Annotated in this window: 20 protein-coding genes, 1 pseudogene and 1 other annotated feature; of the genes and pseudogenes, 17 read left to right on the forward strand and 4 right to left on the reverse strand. The window is 38.0% G+C overall.

Going from position 1 to position 17551, the window contains the following annotated elements; genetic code table 11:
- The 3 genes from HT687_RS08825 to HT687_RS08835 all read left to right on the forward strand — a co-directional run.
- Positions 1-739, forward strand: a 739-nt coding sequence (locus HT687_RS08825; protein ID WP_172924168.1) for an N-acetylmuramoyl-L-alanine amidase family protein, incomplete at its 5' end; no start/stop codon positions are given.
- Between the two features lie 163 nt (positions 740-902).
- Positions 903-1109: a hypothetical protein gene (locus tag HT687_RS08830; RefSeq protein WP_000917045.1), complete on the forward strand. Its 207-nt coding sequence runs from the start codon at positions 903-905 to the stop codon at positions 1107-1109.
- Complete coding sequence (locus HT687_RS08835; protein ID WP_000379281.1) at positions 1093-1524, forward strand: DUF2335 domain-containing protein; 432 nt, start codon at positions 1093-1095, stop codon at positions 1522-1524. Before HT687_RS08830 ends, HT687_RS08835 begins: the two co-directional genes overlap by 17 nt.
- Positions 1525-1870: 346 nt before the next feature.
- Here HT687_RS08835 and HT687_RS08840 read toward each other — a convergent pair whose 3' ends face one another.
- Positions 1871-2059: a hypothetical protein gene (locus tag HT687_RS08840; protein WP_000109850.1), complete on the reverse strand. Its 189-nt coding sequence runs from the start codon at positions 2057-2059 to the stop codon at positions 1871-1873.
- A 698-nt stretch (positions 2060-2757) separates the two neighbouring features.
- Here HT687_RS08840 and HT687_RS08845 point away from each other — a divergent pair.
- From HT687_RS08845 to pta, 4 genes are read left to right on the forward strand one after another with little or no spacing between them, the layout of a single operon-like run.
- Positions 2758-3429 carry a GTP pyrophosphokinase family protein gene (locus HT687_RS08845; RefSeq protein ID WP_023936837.1) on the forward strand — a complete coding sequence of 224 codons (672 nt, stop codon included), beginning with the start codon at positions 2758-2760 and terminating at the stop codon, positions 3427-3429.
- Positions 3413-4231, forward strand: a complete 819-nt coding sequence (locus HT687_RS08850) for an NAD kinase (protein ID WP_023936835.1) — start codon at positions 3413-3415, stop codon at positions 4229-4231. Before HT687_RS08845 ends, HT687_RS08850 begins: the two co-directional genes overlap by 17 nt.
- A complete protein-coding gene (locus HT687_RS08855; protein WP_023936833.1) occupies positions 4228-5124 on the forward strand; it encodes an RluA family pseudouridine synthase in 897 nt (298 codons plus the stop codon). Before HT687_RS08850 ends, HT687_RS08855 begins: the two co-directional genes overlap by 4 nt.
- A 43-nt stretch (positions 5125-5167) precedes the next feature.
- Positions 5168-6142 (forward strand): phosphate acetyltransferase, encoded by a 975-nt coding sequence (gene pta, locus HT687_RS08860; RefSeq protein WP_023936831.1) that lies wholly within the window; start codon positions 5168-5170, stop codon positions 6140-6142.
- 341 nt (positions 6143-6483) lie between these two features.
- Here pta and HT687_RS08865 read toward each other — a convergent pair whose 3' ends face one another.
- The gene (locus HT687_RS08865) at positions 6484-6783 is read right to left on the reverse strand and encodes a YbaB/EbfC family nucleoid-associated protein (protein ID WP_023936829.1); all 300 of its coding nucleotides are present in this window, start codon (positions 6781-6783) and stop codon (positions 6484-6486) included.
- Positions 6784-7179: 396 nt separating this feature from the next.
- Here HT687_RS08865 and HT687_RS08870 point away from each other — a divergent pair, with 396 nt between their 5' ends.
- The 4 genes from HT687_RS08870 (at position 7180) to rpmA (ending at position 9051) form a co-directional block, all read left to right on the forward strand.
- Positions 7180-7878: a YoaK family protein gene (locus HT687_RS08870; RefSeq protein ID WP_000509046.1), complete on the forward strand. Its 699-nt coding sequence runs from the start codon at positions 7180-7182 to the stop codon at positions 7876-7878.
- Positions 7879-7942: 64 nt separating this feature from the next.
- Positions 7943-8030: a sequence feature (ribosomal protein L21 leader region), on the forward strand.
- A 36-nt stretch (positions 8031-8066) separates the two neighbouring features.
- The gene (gene rplU / locus HT687_RS08875) at positions 8067-8381 is read left to right on the forward strand and encodes a 50S ribosomal protein L21 (RefSeq protein WP_000109141.1); all 315 of its coding nucleotides are present in this window, start codon (positions 8067-8069) and stop codon (positions 8379-8381) included.
- A gap of 15 nt (positions 8382-8396) precedes the next feature.
- Entirely contained in the window at positions 8397-8741 is a 345-nt protein-coding gene (locus HT687_RS08880; RefSeq protein ID WP_000613692.1) for a ribosomal-processing cysteine protease Prp, read from the forward strand.
- 16 nt (positions 8742-8757) lie between these two features.
- Entirely contained in the window at positions 8758-9051 is a 294-nt protein-coding gene (gene rpmA, locus HT687_RS08885) for a 50S ribosomal protein L27 (protein WP_000916509.1), read from the forward strand.
- A gap of 138 nt (positions 9052-9189) precedes the next feature.
- On the opposite strand, the pseudogene HT687_RS08890 reads toward rpmA, so the two are convergent.
- A pseudogene (locus HT687_RS08890) lies at positions 9190-9330 on the reverse strand (TIGR03943 family protein); the annotation flags it as partial.
- Positions 9331-9807: 477 nt separating this feature from the next.
- On the opposite strand from HT687_RS08890, the gene HT687_RS08895 reads away from it, so the two are divergent.
- Positions 9808-10725, forward strand: coding sequence for a bifunctional riboflavin kinase/FAD synthetase (locus tag HT687_RS08895; protein WP_100103963.1), 918 nt, complete (start codon positions 9808-9810; stop codon positions 10723-10725).
- Between the two features lie 92 nt (positions 10726-10817).
- On the opposite strand, the gene HT687_RS08900 is transcribed toward HT687_RS08895, so the two are convergent.
- Positions 10818-11666, reverse strand: a complete 849-nt coding sequence (locus HT687_RS08900; protein WP_023938723.1) for a YitT family protein — start codon at positions 11664-11666, stop codon at positions 10818-10820.
- A gap of 141 nt (positions 11667-11807) precedes the next feature.
- Here HT687_RS08900 and HT687_RS08905 point away from each other — a divergent pair, with 141 nt between their 5' ends.
- From HT687_RS08905 to HT687_RS08925, 5 genes are all read left to right on the forward strand, one after another.
- Positions 11808-12647 carry a DegV family protein gene (locus HT687_RS08905; RefSeq protein WP_000161383.1) on the forward strand — a complete coding sequence of 280 codons (840 nt, stop codon included), beginning with the start codon at positions 11808-11810 and terminating at the stop codon, positions 12645-12647.
- A gap of 116 nt (positions 12648-12763) precedes the next feature.
- Complete coding sequence (locus HT687_RS08910; RefSeq protein ID WP_001284639.1) at positions 12764-13039, forward strand: HU family DNA-binding protein; 276 nt, start codon at positions 12764-12766, stop codon at positions 13037-13039.
- A gap of 423 nt (positions 13040-13462) precedes the next feature.
- Positions 13463-15364 (forward strand): ABC-F family ATP-binding cassette domain-containing protein, encoded by a 1902-nt coding sequence (locus tag HT687_RS08915; protein ID WP_000584859.1) that lies wholly within the window; start codon positions 13463-13465, stop codon positions 15362-15364.
- Positions 15365-15366: 2 nt separating this feature from the next.
- On the forward strand, positions 15367-16230 hold the full coding sequence (locus tag HT687_RS08920) for an XRE/MutR family transcriptional regulator (protein ID WP_031233686.1): 864 nt from the start codon (positions 15367-15369) through the stop codon (positions 16228-16230).
- A gap of 79 nt (positions 16231-16309) precedes the next feature.
- On the forward strand, positions 16310-17488 hold the full coding sequence (locus HT687_RS08925; RefSeq protein WP_023936818.1) for an MFS transporter: 1179 nt from the start codon (positions 16310-16312) through the stop codon (positions 17486-17488).
- The last annotated feature ends 63 nt before the right edge of the window (positions 17489-17551 follow it).

Consider the following 17551-nt stretch of genomic DNA (forward strand, 5'->3'; position numbering starts at 1 on the left):
CGTTGGTGGCGGTTGGAATACTGAGACCTATGCAGCAGTTGAATTGATTGAAAGCCATTCAACTACAGAAGAGTTCATGGCTGACTACCGTCTGTATATCGAACTCTTACGCAATCTAGCAGATGAAGCAGGTTTGCCGAAAACGCTTGATACAAGCAGTTTGGAAGGTATCAAAACACATGAATACTGTACCAATAACCAACCAGACAACCATTCAGACCACGTTGACCCGTATCCTTATCTTGCCAAATGGGGCATTAGCCGTGAACAGTTCAAGCAGGATATTGAAAGTGGCTTGACAATTGAAACAGGTTGGAAGAAGAACGATACAGGCTATTGGTATGTACACTCAGACGGCTCTTATCCAAAAGACAAGTTTGAGAAGGTCAACGGCACCTGGTATTACTTCGACGGCTCAGGCTATATGCTTGCGAACCGCTGGAAGAAGCACACAGATGGTAATTGGTACTGGTTTGACCAGTCAGGTGAAATGGCTACAGGCTGGAAGAAAATCGCTGAGAAGTGGTATTATTTCGACGTAGAGGGCGCTATGAAGACAGGATGGGTCAAGTATAAGGACACCTGGTATTATCTTGATAGTAAAGAAGGTGCCATGGTTTCAAATGCCTTTATCCAGTCCGCAGACGGAACAGGATGGTACTACCTCAATGCAGACGGAACAATGGCAGACAAGCCAGAGTTTGAAATTGAGCCTGACGGGCTTATAACAACAAAATAAAAGGAAAGGAAAACTTTTCTAAAATGTTTATCTACCCCACAGGACTCGTCCTTGTGGGGATTTTTTTGTTAAAAAGAGTAAGAAACATTGACTTTTTTAAAGAAAGATGTCATAATCAAGTTAATTCAAAAAAATATTATGGAGCGAGTAGGAGGAATTTGGGATGTTAAAAAATACAAAACAACCTCAATACTTTAAGTCTTTTTTACTTGGTATGACAGCAATTGTATTGCCTGTTTTTAGCTTTAACCAGAACATTTCGAAAGTAAAAGCTGATACAGTCCCAGACTGGAAGAAAGTCAAAAGTGATTACAAGAAATCAACGATGGGCATTCAGAAAGAGGTAATGAAATTTGGATACCGAGAATAAAGATTTGATTGAAGTCAATAATATTGTTGATGAAGTCGAGCGCTTACCACATGAACAGCGTCAAGTAGTTTTACAGAAGTTGGAAATCTATCAAGGTGACCTACCTCATCCAGATATTCTCAAAGGATATAAAGAGCTATATCCGGATGCTGCTCAAAAGATTATTGATAATGGTATTGCAGAAAGCCAACATCGTAGAGAGATGGAAGATAAATACTTATCAGGGAATATTGCTTCTCATAAATTGGGACAGTTATTTGGCTTTTTAATCGCCCTCGTTGTTATTATTGGTGGAATTTACTTAATAGCAACAGATAAACAAATTGCAGGTAGTGTCTTAACTGGAACTACTGCATTAGGGCTAATTGGTTTGTTTACAGGGAATAATCAAAATAAAAACAAAGACAAAGAATAATTTTTCACCGCAGGCTCAGGCTTGCGGTTTTTTGTTTGTCTGAATCAAGAAAACATCTAACCAACCGACATTAATGTCGGTAGCAAAATAAATGGTTTGTCTGAAAAAATTGACTTGTTGACATCAACAAATAGCTTTATAAAGCGCTTGGTTGCCAATTTTGTTAACGTTAACAAATTAGAGTTTGTATTTCTATTTTACAAAAACACACATTTTGAACGATTAGAAAGCAAAATCACAATCCTATTGTTCAAAAAAGCGTTTACATGAAGAATATGGAGAGGAAATCGTGGTGTATTATTGTCAAAAACGGTGTTTTGTTAAAAATAAAAAACAGTGACCGAAATCACTGCTTTTTAAGTTCCTGGGCGTATGTTATCATGCTGATAGCGTGTTTTAGACGCATATTCATAATATCCGATACACCATTTTTATACTTGTCCACGGCCTGAATAGACATGCCACAGTTTTTGCTAATAGCATAGGCTGTGGCGTTGTCTAAAAGCCAGCGGATAGCTTCAATATCTACTGACATATATTACCTCGTAAAATACCAAACTGCAAATAGGAGTAGAAGAAGTCCAATAATAAATTCAACTTTTTCACGCTTGGTGGTTTTTCTAACTTTAAGATTTACTTTCATTGTTTTTCCTGTTATAATTTAAGTACACCCCCGAAGGGGTGGATAGTGATTTTTCACTATCCAAATTCGATGTGCCATTCAAAGCTGATTATAAATAAGTTTATTTTGACTACTAGCTTATTTGTTTTTGCTTTGAGTGGTTTCTTTTTGAACTTAAACATTTCATGTTCCTTTCTACTAGTTTCCTTGTCTAAGGTTTCCTCCTTAACCTTATGTATCCATTATACAACTTTGGTTGCATAATGTCAATAGTTTTGATGGAGTTTTTTTATTTTATTTTTAAAAGACTGTGAGTAATCACGGTTTTCTATTTATAAACTATTAGAATTAAATTGCAACCTTCTCAACTATACGGGCAAAGATGATTGTAAAAATGAATACGAAGATGAATACGATTTAAAAAAACGATGGAAATTAGTGTAAATGATTTTAACGAAAAATAAGTAAAAACTCAACTATTTACAAGTGATGATAACTATTTGTAAACGTTTTTCACTTATGGTATAATAAGCATTGTATTTATTGTATATGAATCTGGAGAAAAAATCAAAGATATTTTTGACGGATAATATGAGAACAAGGGAGAATATATGACCTTAGAATGGGAAGAATTTCTAGATCCTTACATTCAAGCTGTTGGTGAGTTAAAGATTAAACTACGTGGTATTCGCAAGCAATATCGTAAGCAAAATAAACATTCTCCGATTGAGTTTGTGACTGGTCGAGTCAAGCCAATTGAGAGTATCAAAGAAAAAATGGCTCGGCGTGGCATTACTTATGCGACCTTGGAAAACGATTTGCAGGATATTGCTGGTTTGCGTGTGATGGTTCAGTTTGTAGATGACGTTAAGGAAGTAGTGGAGATTTTGCGCAAACGTCAGGATATGCAGATCATACAGGAGCGAGATTACATTACTCATCGAAAAGCATCAGGCTACCGTTCCTATCACGTGGTAGTAGAATATACGGTTGATACCATCAATGGAGCCAAGACCATTTTGGCGGAAATTCAAATTCGTACCTTGGCCATGAATTTTTGGGCAACGATAGAACATTCTCTCAACTACAAGTACCAAGGGGATTTCCCAGATGAGATTAAGAAGCGACTGGAAATTACAGCTAGAATCGCCCATCAGTTGGATGAAGAAATGGGTGAAATTCGTGATGACATCCAGGAAGCCCAGGCTCTTTTTGATCCCTTGAGTAGAAAATTAAATGACGGTGTAGGAAACAGTGACGATACAGATGAAGAATACAGGTAAACGAATTGATCTGATAGCTAATAGAAAACCGCAGAGTCAAAGGGTTTTGTATGAATTGCGAGATCGTTTGAAGAGAAATCAGTTTATACTCAATGATAGCAGTCCGGACATTGTCATTTCCATTGGTGGAGATGGCATGCTCTTGTCGGCCTTTCATAAGTACGAATACCAACTTGATAAGGTACGCTTTATCGGTCTTCATACAGGACATCTGGGCTTTTATACCGATTATCGTGATTTTGAGTTGGACAAGCTAGTGACTAATTTGCAGCTAGATACCGGAGCAAGGGTTTCTTACCCTGTTCTAAATGTGAAGGTTTTTCTTGGAAATGGAGAGGTCAAGATTTTTCGTGCCCTCAACGAAGCCAGCATTCGCAGGTCTGATCGAACCATGGTGGCAGATATTGTCATCAATGGTGTTCCCTTTGAACGTTTTCGTGGAGACGGGCTAACAGTTTCGACACCGACTGGTAGTACTGCCTATAACAAGTCTCTTGGTGGTGCTGTTTTACATCCTACCATTGAAGCTTTGCAATTAACGGAAATTGCCAGCCTCAATAATCGTGTCTATCGAACGCTGGGCTCTTCCATTATTGTGCCTAAGAAGGATAAGATTGAACTCATTCCAACAAGAAATGATTACCACACCATTTCGGTTGACAATAGTGTCTATTCTTTTCGTAGTATCGAGCGAATCGAGTATCAAATTGATCATCATAAGATTCACTTTGTCGCGACTCCTAGCCATACCAGTTTCTGGAACCGCGTTAAGGATGCCTTTATCGGCGAGGTGGACGAATGAGGTTTGAATTTATCGCAGATGAGCATGTCAAGGTTAAGACCTTCTTAAAAAAGCACGAGGTTTCTAAGGGACTTCTGGCCAAGATTAAGTTTCGAGGTGGAGCTATTCTGGTCAATGACCAACCGCAAAATGCAACGTATCTATTGGATCTTGGAGACCGCGTTACCATTGACATTCCCGCTGAGGAAGGCTTTGAAACTCTAGAAGCAATCGAGCGCCCACTGGATATTCTCTATGAGAATGACCATTTTCTAGTCTTAAATAAACCCTATGGAGTGGCTTCTATTCCTAGTGTTAACCACTCCAATACCATTGCCAATTTTATTAAGGGTTACTATGTCAAGCAAAACTATGAAAATCAGCAGGTTCACATTGTGACCAGGCTTGATAGGGATACTTCTGGCTTGATGCTCTTTGCCAAGCACGGCTATGCCCATGCACGATTGGACAAGCAGTTGCAGAAAAAGTCCATTGAAAAACGCTACTTTGCCCTTGTTAAAGGAGATGGACACTTGGAAGCAGAGGGGGAAATTATTGCTCCGATTGCGCGTGATGAAGACTCTATTATCACCAGACGGGTGGCTAAAGGTGGAAAGTATGCCCATACTTCTTACAAGATTGTCGCTTCTTATGGAAATATTCATTTGGTAGATATTCGTCTGCACACTGGTCGAACTCACCAAATCCGAGTCCATTTTTCTCATATTGGTTTCCCTTTGTTGGGAGATGATTTGTATGGTGGTAGTCTGGACGATGGCATTCAACGTCAGGCTCTGCATTGCCATTACCTATCCTTTTATCATCCATTTTTAGAGCAAGATTTGCAGTTAGAAAGTCCCTTGCCGGATGATTTCAGCAACCTTATTACCCAGTTATCAACTAATACTCTATAAAAACTGTTTCAGAGTATAATTATTATCTAAAAGGAGAAAACTCATGGAAGTTTTTGAAAGTCTAAAAACCAACCTTGTTGGTAAAAATGCTCGTATTGTTCTCCCTGAAGGGGAAGAGCCACGTATTCTTCAAGCTACTAAACGCTTGGTAAAAGAAACAGAAGTGATTCCTGTTTTGCTTGGAAATCCTGAAAAAATTAAAATTTATCTCGAAATTGAAGGAATCATGGATGGTTATGAAGTCATTGACCCTCAACATTATCCTCAATTTGAAGAAATGGTTGCTGCTCTAGTGGAGCGTCGCAAGGGCAAAATGTCTGAAGAAGATGCACGCAAGGTTTTGGTTGAAGATGTCAACTACTTTGGTGTTATGTTGGTTTACTTGGGCTTGGTTGATGGAATGGTGTCTGGAGCTATTCACTCAACTGCTTCAACAGTTCGCCCAGCCCTACAAATCATCAAAACTCGTCCAAATGTGACTCGTACTTCAGGAGCCTTTCTCATGGTTCGTGGCTCTGAACGTTACCTATTTGGAGACTGTGCCATTAACATCAATCCAGATGCAGAAGCTTTGGCTGAAATTGCGATCAACTCAGCAATTACAGCTAAGATGTTTGGCATCGAGCCTAAAATTGCTATGCTAAGCTATTCTACTAAAGGTTCAGGGTTTGGTGAGAGCGTCGATAAGGTTGTAGAAGCAACTAAAATTGCTCACGACTTGCGTCCTGACCTTGAAATTGATGGTGAGTTGCAATTTGATGCAGCCTTTGTTCCTGAAACTGCAGCTTTGAAAGCTCCTGGAAGTACAGTAGCTGGTCAAGCAAATGTCTTCATCTTCCCAGGTATCGAGGCAGGAAATATCGGCTACAAGATGGCTGAACGTCTTGGTGGTTTTGCGGCAGTAGGTCCTGTTTTGCAAGGTTTGAACAAGCCAGTTAACGACCTTTCTCGTGGATGTAATGCTGATGATGTGTACAAGTTGACCCTTATCACAGCAGCTCAAGCAGTTCATCAATAGTGAAAACTATAAAGCGATATACTATACTGTACTGTAGTTATGAAACTATGTACGAAAAGCACTTCCATTAACTCCTGAGAACTAAATTACTGGTTGGTGTCAAAAAGGACAACTTCCAAGCGATGATACCCTGTCTATATACGATCTATGGAAATCTGTAATATACATGTCCGTAAAACGATAAATTCCCTTTTTGATTTTAAATGAGTATGAAAAGAGAATTTTTTCATGAGAAAACGCATAATATTGAGTGTTTTGACACCTGCTATTATGCGTTTTTTATAATTTTTGCACCTTTCTTAGCCTTTGTTATCGACAAGCATTGTTCTAGCTCCTTGTTTTTAGAATGGCAATTTCCCAGCGAAAGCACCCAGTTCTTTCTTGGTAGTTTCATCGATTTGTTCAAGAGCAGAGTTGATGGCTTGAACGGTCATATCAGAAAGAGTTTCAAGGTCCTCTGGGTCAACGATAGCTGGATTGAAATCAATGCTGATAACTTTCTTATCTCCAGTTAAGGTCGCTTGGACAAGGTCTTGAGCAGATTTGCCAACAAATTGCATGGCAGCAAGTTCGGCCTGGCTTTGTTCCATTTGTTTTTGAAGTTTTTGTGCTTGACGCATCATGTTTTGCATGTTCATCATAAGATTTCTAAAGTTCCTTTCATCTCAAGGGGATAATCCTTGTTGTTAACAAGTGCCTGATTTTCTCTCCTAATTGTTATTAGTAGCATAGCCATCAAGCCCAAGTATTGATTTTATTATACCATTTTTTTAAGACATAGTCTTTTATTGGTGAGAGTTATTTATGTCAAGGAGTGATTAGAAATAAATTAAAATAATGATTTTTGCTAAGAGGGGCTCTATTCTAGTTTCATGGAAATGATTTTACTAAAGGTTCGTATGCTTTGTTTACAAACATGTTATCTCTATCTATTTTTGGATAAATAGTTGTCTATTATTATGCTAATAGTAAAATCTAAATGGTAGCCTACGATTTTTTAGAAAGAAAATGGTACAATATTTCTAAGAGAAAATACAATGGGAGGGAAAATGAGGTTATTACCTATAAGAAAAATATCACGTCAGTCTAAAAGGTTAGCACTTTTTTTGACGTTTTGTGCTGGATATGTGGATGCTTACACTTTTATTGTTCGCGGGAATACCCTTGTAGCTGGACAAACTGGAAATGTTGTCTTTCTTTCGGTAGAGCTAATACAGAATAATGTTTCGGATGTTAGGGATAAGCTTTTAACCTTAATAGCGTTTATGCTGGGAGTTTTTTTACTAACCATTTATAGGGAAAAATTGAGAATTGTGAAAAAGCCAATTCTGTCACTGATTCCTTTGGTAATCTTATCAATAATTATTGCTTTTGTGCCACAAACTGTAGATAATATCTATCTAGTGCCGCCCTTGGCCTTCTGTATGGGACTGGTGACAACTGCCTTTGGTGAGGTTTCGGGTATTGCTTATAATAATGCCTTTATGACAGGGAATATCAAACGAACAATGCTAGCTTTTGGAAATTATTTCCGAACTAAGCACACTCCTTTTTTGCGTGAAGGGTTCATATTTGTTAGCCTGCTTAGTAGTTTTATCCTTGGCGTTGTCTTTTCAGCCTATTTGACGATTTTCTATCATGAAAAGACCATTCTTGGTGTTCCTATTATGATGAGCATTTTTTATATCAGCATGCTTTTTGCCTCGTGGCGGAAAAAAGTAAAAGAAAAAGCTTGATTTTAGGTGTTATTACTTGTAAGAAAATAGGAGATATGCTATACTTAGAGAGTTGACTATGCACAATCCTGTGCAACCGCACGAACATCGTTGCTCGATTATTCAAGTTTAAGTGGTTCGTCCCACGATGCTAGGCGAGTCTTCACAAAAAATTCGGGGAAACCCATAAAAATCATAGGAGGTGCATAATGAGCACATACGCAATTATCAAAACTGGCGGAAAACAAGTTAAAGTTGAAGTTGGTCAAGCAGTTTACGTTGAAAAATTGAACGTTGAAGCTGGTCAAGAAGTTACTTTTAACGAAGTTGTTCTTGTTGGTGGTGAAAACACTGTTGTCGGAACTCCACTTGTTGCTGGAGCTACTGTGGTTGGAACTGTTGAAAAACAAGGAAAACAAAAGAAAGTGGTTACTTACAAGTACAAACCTAAAAAAGGTAGCCACCGTAAACAAGGTCACCGTCAACCATATACTAAAGTTGTCATCAACGCAATCAACGCTTAATTTTAAGGAGAACACATGATACAAGCAGTCTTTGAGAGAGCCGAAGATGGCGAGCTGAGGAATGCGGAAATTACTGGACACGCCGAGAGTGGCGAATGCGGCTTAGATGTCGTGTGTGCATCGGTTTCTACGCTTGCCATTAACTTTATCAATTCTATTGAGAAATTTGCAGGCTATGAACCAATCCTAGAATTAAACGAAGATGAAGGTGGTTATCTGATGGTTGAAATTCCAAAAGATCTTCCTTCACACCAGAGAGAAATGACCCAGTTATTCTTTGAATCATTTTTCTTAGGTATGGCAAATTTATCGGAGAACTCGTCTGAGTTCGTCCAAACCAGAGTTATCACAGAAAACTAACACGGAGGAAAACATTATGTTAAAAATGACTCTTAACAACTTGCAACTTTTCGCCCACAAAAAAGGTGGAGGTTCTACATCAAACGGACGTGATTCACAAGCAAAACGTCTTGGAGCTAAAGCAGCTGACGGACAAACTGTAACAGGTGGATCAATCCTTTACCGTCAACGTGGTACACACATCTATCCAGGTGTAAACGTTGGTCGTGGCGGAGACGATACTTTGTTCGCTAAAGTTGAAGGCGTAGTACGCTTTGAACGTAAAGGACGCGATAAAAAACAAGTTTCTGTTTACCCAATCGCTAAATAAAAAGGTTCAGTGAACCTTTTTATCCCGAGCCTTGAACTGTAAAGGCGAGGAAGCTAGAAGTAGCATTAAATAAGGCTTTCCGAGTTTTCGGAGAGCCTGTTTTTTGTTTGGTACCCATACTTTTTAATATAGTAAAATGAAATAAGAACTGGTATCTGGTTTCAAATATTGGCTTGTCATCCCTCCACTTGTCTGAATGGCTTGAGCCGTTCCTTCTGATAAGGAAAAAGATATTCTTTAGCGAGAATCCAAGATAACAGATGGAGAGAAAAATAACCCAGTCTGAAGCACATTAGATGGGAGTTGTTGGAAAGCAGTCATCTAGTTTTTCTTTGCTGCTTTGGCTTTTTCTTTGTCATCAGGGAAAGTGACTTGCTTCAAATCAGGGAGTTTAGGAAATTCTTCAAACATTTTGCCCAAGTTGTCTCATTTTGTAAATTTTACAGCCATAGGTGTACCTCGATTCTAAATTCTACCTTTTCGGCACCAATTAGTAATTTAAAGTTCTCAGGAGTTAGTTGCATTGCTTTTTCATACATAAGCATAGTATGACACTTTATGGTTACCGAACAAGTCTAATCACTCCTTTCAAACTTTTGAAGATGTCCTACAAGTTTTTGAGAAGAATATTGCAAAGTTCATAGTTAAGCAACGATAGAGTGAAGTGCTTTTTGAAAACAGCTACACTTCAGGTGAAAAAACGACATTTCAGATTTTCTGTTCCAGAAATAGCTATCGCTATGATATAATTATTTTATGATTATTACTATTCCTATAAAAAACCAAAAAGATATTGGCACACCATCTGATTCAGTCGTTGTTCTCGGCTATTTTGATGGCATACATAAGGGGCATCAAGAATTATTTCGTGTTGCCAACAAAGCTGCGAGAAAGGATTTATTGCCTATCGTCGTTATGACCTTTAATGAATCTCCAAAGATCGCTTTAGAGCCTTATCATCCAGATTTGTTTTTGCATATTTTGAACCCTGCTGAACGTGAAAGAAAATTAAAGCGCGAAGGTGTAGAAGAATTATATCTCCTTGATTTTAGTAGTCAATTCGCTAGTCTCACGGCAGAAGAATTTTTTGCAACTTATATCAAGGCTATGAATGCCAAAATTATTGTTGCAGGTTTTGATTATACATTTGGTTCTGACAAAAAAACAGCAGAAGATTTAAAGGATTACTTTGATGGAGAAGTTATCATTGTTCCACCTATAGAAGATGAGAAAGGAAAGATTAGTTCAACTCGTATCCGTCAAGCTATTTTAGATGGAAATGTGAAAGAAGCAGGAGAACTTTTGGGGGCACCGCTTCCATCAAGAGGTATGGTGGTTCATGGTAATGCTCGTGGTCGTACAATTGGCTATCCGACAGCGAATTTAGTGCTTTTAGACCGTACTTATATGCCAGCAGATGGCGTTTATGTCGTTGATGTTGAGATTCAAAGACAGAAGTATCGTGCTATGGCTAGTGTCGGGAAAAATGTGACCTTTGATGGAGAAGAAGCACGTTTTGAAGTCAATATTTTTGATTTTAATCAAGATATTTATGGGGAAACCGTCATGGTTTATTGGCTTGATCGCATTCGAGATATGACCAAATTTGACTCAGTTGACCAATTAGTGGATCAGTTAAAGGCTGATGAAGAAGTAACTCGGAATTGGTCTTAAGAGCTTGAGTAAATAAAACAAAAAAGAGGTTGTCTGTAACCCAAAAGATAGATGATTTAGTCTAACTTTTGAGATCACTACACTACCTCTTTTTATTCTTTTTCAAAGGTGAATCCTTCTCCTAGGATTTCATGGGCTTCTGTAATGGTTATAAAGGCTTGAGGATCGATTCGATGAATCATTTCTTTCATTTTCACAATCTCATTTCTACCGACAATACAGTAGATGATTTTCAAATTTTCTTTACTATAGTAGCCTTGACCAGAAATAAAAGTAACACCTCTTCCGAGGTCATCATTAATTGCCTTAGCAAGTTGGTCAGGACGTTTTGTGATAATCATAAAGCCTTTGCCGGCATATCCTCCTTCACCAATCAAATCAATAACACGAGAAACAATAAAATCAAACAAAAGCGTGTAGGAAACCAATCTCAAATCCTTGAAGATTAGGAGAATCAACATGAGAATACAAAAATCTAAGATAAAGAGCAGTTTTCCTATGGATATATGAGTGTATTTGTTGAGAATACGAGCTAGAATATCAGTTCCGCCAGTTGTACCTCCAGCATTAAAAATAATTCCAAGGCCAATTCCTAATAGGATTCCCGCTATAAGGGCTGTGATTAGTAAATCACCTTGAAGATCAATATGAAGGGGAATATGCTCAAAAAAAGCTAACCAGGCGGACAAAGCTAAGGTTCCTAGTAAACTAGAATAGAGGGATTTGGCTCCAAAAATCTTCCAAGCTAGGATGAAAAGGGGAATATTAATCAGCAGGTTCATGAGGGAAACAGGGATTTTAAAAAGATAAAAGGTGATGAGGGTAATGCCTGTCGCCCCTCCTTCAAAGAGATGATGGGGAACTACAAAATAAGTCAGTCCAAAAGCATAAATAGCAGCACCTAGTAAAATGGTAAAAATGGGGTAAATTTTTTTAATCATAGGACACCTCTTTTCTTATAAGTTGATTATATCAAATTTTACAGAAAATTTGATTGACTCCATTAGGATTTTTAATCTTTTTTTTGATATAATTAGAAGCAAGGAAACCAATCTGAATCCTAAAATAGAAAGATTGATACTATGACAAAAATTAAGATTGTAACCGATTCATCTGTTACTATTGAACCTGAACTAGTAAAGCAATTAGATATTACAATTGTTCCATTATCTGTAATGATTGATAATGTTGTTTATTCTGATGCTGATTTGAAAGAAGAAGGTAAATTTCTTCACTTGATGCAAGAAGCTAAGAATCTTCCGAAAACAAGCCAGCCGCCTGTAGGTGTCTTTGCTGAAGTGTTTGAAAACCTATGCAAGGATGGTAGCCAGATTCTTGCTATTCATATGTCCCATGCTCTTTCGGGGACTGTAGAAGCAGCGCGCCAAGGTGCTAGTTTATCTACTGCCGATGTGACAGTTATCGATAGTTCCTTCACTGACCAAGCCTTGAAATTCCAAGTTGTCGAAGCTGCTAAATTAGCACAAGAAGGCAAAGACATGGAGACAATTTTATCTCATGTAGAAGAGGTTAAAAACAACACAGAACTTTATATTGGCGTTTCAACTTTGGAAAATCTTGTCAAAGGTGGACGAATTGGCCGTGTAACTGGATTGTTGAGCTCCCTTCTCAATATCCGTGTTGTCATGCAAATGAAAGACCATGAATTGCAGCCAATGGTTAAAGGTCGTGGAACTAAAACCTTTAAAAAATGGTTAGATGAGTTGACAACATCTCTCTCTGAACGTTCTGTAGCAGAGATTGGAATTTCATATTCTGGTAGTGCTGATTGGGCAAAAGAGATGAAAGAAAGCTTACAAGCTTATGTTGAAAAGCCAATTTCTGTTTTAGAAACAGGTTCCATTATTCAAACTCACACGGGTGAGAATGCGTGGGCTATTTTGGTACGTTACCATTCCTAAAAAATTCCTAAAAAATAAATAAAATGGGAAGAAATAGCGTTTTTAACTTGACCTAAAAGGGATTTTAGGATATGATTATATTTGTTAATTAGAAATTATTTGGAGGAATCGTTAACATGGCAAACAAACAAGATTTGATCGCTAAAGTAGCAGAAGCTACAGAATTGACTAAGAAAGACTCAGCAGCAGCAGTTGAAGCTGTATTTGCAGCAGTAGCTGACTATCTTGCAGCTGGTGAAAAAGTTCAATTGATCGGTTTTGGTAACTTTGAAGTTCGTGAGCGTGCAGAACGTAAAGGTCGCAACCCACAAACTGGTAAAGAAATGACAATTGCAGCTTCTAAAGTTCCAGCATTCAAAGCTGGTAAAGCTCTTAAAGACGCTGTTAAATAATCAGTCTTTAAAAAGCCTATTGTATCAAGCTTTCTAGCTTGGTCGGTAGGCTTTTTAATTATGAAATCTAGTAATAAATAGAGTTAAAAAGTTGAATGTTCCGAAAATATTGTATATATAGTAGACTGAATCTAAAATAGTACGAAACAATTTCTAAAACATTTATAGAAATTAATTTTACTTCCTCAATCGATTTGTTCTCATCTTATTTCAATCTGCTATACGTACGTATATAATGGAAAAGAATTAAATAATAGAATTGTGCGATAACTATTTGAAGCAAGATTATCTTGTTAGAAAATCCAACAAGATAGCGAAGGAATCCAATACAAATTTTACATAATTTATTTTATGTTACAAATTCTTCGCTAAAATACTTACCATTATCTTGAATGCCTTAGGGAAACATGCTATACTGTTTGTATGATTATTTTACAAGCTAATAAAATTGAACGTTCTTTTGCAGGAGAGGTTCTTTTTGATAATATCAACCTGCAGGTTGATGAGCGAGATCGGATTGCCCTTGTTGGGAAAAATGGTGCAGGTAAGTCTACTCTTTTGAAGATTTTAGTTGGAGAAGAGGAGCCAACTAGCGGAGAAATCAATAAGAAAAAAGATATTTCTCTGTCTTACCTAGCCCAAGATAGCCGTTTTGAATCTGAGAACACTATCTACGATGAAATGCTTCATGTCTTTGATGATTTGCGTCGGACTGAGAAACAACTGCGTCAGATGGAGTTGGAGATGGGAGAAAAGTCTGGTGCTGATTTGGATAAACTGATGTCAGATTACGACCGCTTATCTGAGAATTTTCGCCAAGCAGGTGGCTTTACCTATGAAGCTGATATACGAGCGATTTTAAATGGATTCAAGTTTGACGAATCTATGTGGCAGATGAAAATTGCTGAGCTTTCTGGTGGTCAAAACACCCGTCTGGCTCTAGCCAAAATGCTACTTGAAAAGCCCAATCTTTTGGTATTGGACGAACCAACCAACCACTTGGATATTGAAACCATTGCCTGGCTAGAGAATTACTTGGTAAACTATAGCGGTGCCCTCATTATTGTCAGCCACGACCGTTATTTCTTAGACAAGGTTGCGACAATTACGCTAGATTTGACCAAGCATTCCTTGGATCGCTATGTGGGGAATTACTCTCGTTTTGTTGAGTTGAAGGAGCAAAAACTAGCTACTGAGGCAAAAAACTATGAAAAGCAACAGAAGGAAATTGCTGCTCTGGAAGATTTTGTCAATCGCAATTTAGTCCGTGCTTCGACGACCAAACGTGCCCAATCTCGCCGCAAACAACTGGAAAAAATGGAACGTTTGGACAAGCCTGAAGCGGGTAAGAAATCAGCCAATATGACCTTCCAGTCTGAAAAAACGTCGGGCAATGTTGTTTTGACTGTTGAAAATGCGGCTATTGGCTATGATGGGGAAGTCCTGTCACAACCGATTAACCTAGACCTTCGTAAGATGAATGCTGTTGCCATCGTTGGTCCCAATGGTATTGGCAAGTCAACCTTTATCAAATCTATCGTGGATCAGATTCCGTTTATCAAGGGTGAAAAACGCTTTGGCGCTAATGTTGAGGTTGGTTACTATGATCAGACTCAAAGCAAGCTGACACCAAGTAATACTGTACTGGATGAACTTTGGAATGATTTCAAATTGACACCGGAAGTTGAAATCCGTAACCGCCTAGGTGCTTTCCTTTTTTCTGGAGATGATGTCAAAAAATCAGTCGGCATGCTGTCTGGTGGCGAAAAAGCTCGCTTACTTTTAGCTAAACTGTCTATGGAGAACAACAACTTCTTGATTCTGGATGAGCCAACTAACCACTTGGATATTGATAGCAAGGAAGTGCTAGAAAATGTCTTGATTGACTTTGATGGAACTCTTCTATTCGTCAGCCACGACCGTTACTTTATCAATCGTGTGGCAACTCATGTACTGGAATTGTCAGAGAATGGATCAACTCTCTATCTTGGAGATTACGATTACTATGTTGAGAAGAAATCAGAAGTAGAAATGATTCAAACTGAGGAAGCTTCAACCAGCAATCAAGCAACAGAAGCAAGCCCAGTTAATGACTATCAAGCTCAGAAAGAAAGTCAAAAAGAAGTTCGTAAGCTCATGCGACAAATAGAAAGTCTAGAAGCTGAAATTGAAGAGTTAGAAAGTCAAAGTCAAGCCATTTCTGAACAAATGTTGGAAACAAACGATGCCGACAAACTGATGGAATTGCAGGCAGAGCTGGACAAAATCAGCCATCGTCAGGAAGAAGCTATGCTTGAATGGGAAGAATTATCAGAGCAGGTGTAAAGATGGAACATCTTGGAAAAGTATTTCGTGAATTTCGAACAAGTGGAAATTATTCTTTAAAGGAAGCAGCAGGCGAGTCCTGTTCAACCTCTCAGTTATCTCGCTTTGAGCTTGGGGAATCTGACCTAGCAATCTCACGTTTTTTTGAAATTTTGGATAATATTCATGTGACCATTGAAAATTTCATGGACAAGGCTAGGGATTTTCAAAATCATGAACATGTTGCTATGATGGCACAGATTATCCCACTTTACTACTCAAATGATATTGCAGGTTTTCAAAAGCTTCAAGAAGAACAACTTGAAAAGGCTAAGAGTTCGACGACTCCCCTTTATTTTGAGCTGAACTGGATTTTGTTACAGGGTCTGATTTGTCAAAGAGATTCGAGTTATGATATGAAGCAGGATGATTTGGATAAGGTAGCAGATTATCTCTTCAAAACAGAAGAATGGACCATGTATGAGTTGATTCTTTTCGGGAACCTCTATAGTTTCTACGATGTGGACTATGTCACTCGGATTGGTAGAGAAGTCATGGAGAGGGAGGAATTTTACCAAGAGATTGGTCGCCATAAGAGATTAGTGTTGATTTTGGCCCTCAATTGTTACCAGCATTGTTTAGAGCATCTTTCTTTTGACAATGCAAGCTATTTCGAGACTTATACAGAGAAGATTATTGGTAAAGGTATTAAGCTTTATGAGCGTAATGTTTTCCATTATTTAAAAGGTTTTGCCTTATATCAAAAAGGAAAGTGTAAAGAAGGTTGTAGCCAAATGCAAGAGGCCATGCATATTTTTGATGTGCTAGGTCTTCCAGAGCAAGTAGCCTACTATCAGGAACACTACGAAAAATTTGTCAAAGATTAATTTTCCCAAATAAGGGAAAAAATAAAAAGCTCCTTTCGGTTTTGATACAATAGTTTCAAAATTTGAGAGGAGTTTTTATATGAATCGCTATGCAGTACAGTTGATTAGCCGTGGAGCTGTTAACAGGATAGGGAATATGCTCTATGATTATGGCAATAGTGTCTGGTTGGCTTCCATGGGAACTATCGGACAGACAGTTTTAGGAATGTATCAGATTTCTGAACTCGTCACATCCATTCTCGTCAACCCATTTGGCGGAGTCATTTCAGACCGTTTTTCTCGTCGTAAGATTTTAATGACGACGGACCTTGTTTGTGGGATTCTTTGTCTGGCTATTTCTTTTATAAGAAATGACAGCTGGATGATTGGAGCTTTGATTGTTGCCAATATTGTTCAGGCGATTGCTTTTGCATTTTCTCGTACAGCCAATAAAGCTATCATAACTGAAGTGGTGGAGAAAGATGAGATTGTGATCTATAACTCTCGCTTAGAGCTGGTTTTGCAGATTGTAGGTGTTAGTTCTCCTGTTCTTTCCTTCCTTGTTTTACAGTTTGCAAGTCTCCATATGACGCTATTGCTAGACTCGCTGACTTTTTTCATAGCATTTGTTCTAGTGGCCTTACTTCCAAAAGAAGAACCAATGGTTCAAGATAAGAAACCTTTTACTGGGAGAGATATGTTTGCGGATATCAAGGATGGGTTACACTATATCTGGCATCAGCAAGAAATTTTTTTCCTTTTGCTGGTAGCTTCCAGTGTTAATTTCTTTTTTGCCGCTTTTGAATTTCTACTTCCCTTTTCGAATCAGCTTTACGGGTCAGAAGGAGCCTATGCAAGTATTTTAACTATGGGGGCTATTGGTTCCATCATTGGGGCTCTTCTAGCTAGTAAAATTAAAGCTAATGTTTATAATCTTTTGATTTTACTGGCTTTGACAGGTGTCGGAGTTTTTATGATGGGATTACCACTGCCAACTTTTCTTTCCTTTTCTGGAAATTTAGTTTGTGAATTGTTTATGACGATTTTTAATATTCACTTTTTTACTCAAGTACAAACCAAGGTTGAGAGCGAATTTCTTGGGAGAGTACTAAGTACAATTTTTACCTTAGCTATTCTATTTATGCCTATTGCAAAAGGATTTATGACAGTCCTGCCAAGTGTACATCTCTCTTCTTTCCTGATAATTGGAAGTGGTGTTATCATCTTGTCTTGTATATCGTTTATTTATGTTCGAACTCATTTTGAAAAATTTATATAAGGTTGCTTGAGTTTTAAAAATAATTCCAAACTAAGTGTTTTTTCCGCCCTTCTCGTTTGTGAG

The sequence above is a fragment of the Streptococcus sp. 1449 genome, assembly GCF_013276805.1.
Classification (GTDB): domain Bacteria; phylum Bacillota; class Bacilli; order Lactobacillales; family Streptococcaceae; genus Streptococcus; species Streptococcus pseudopneumoniae.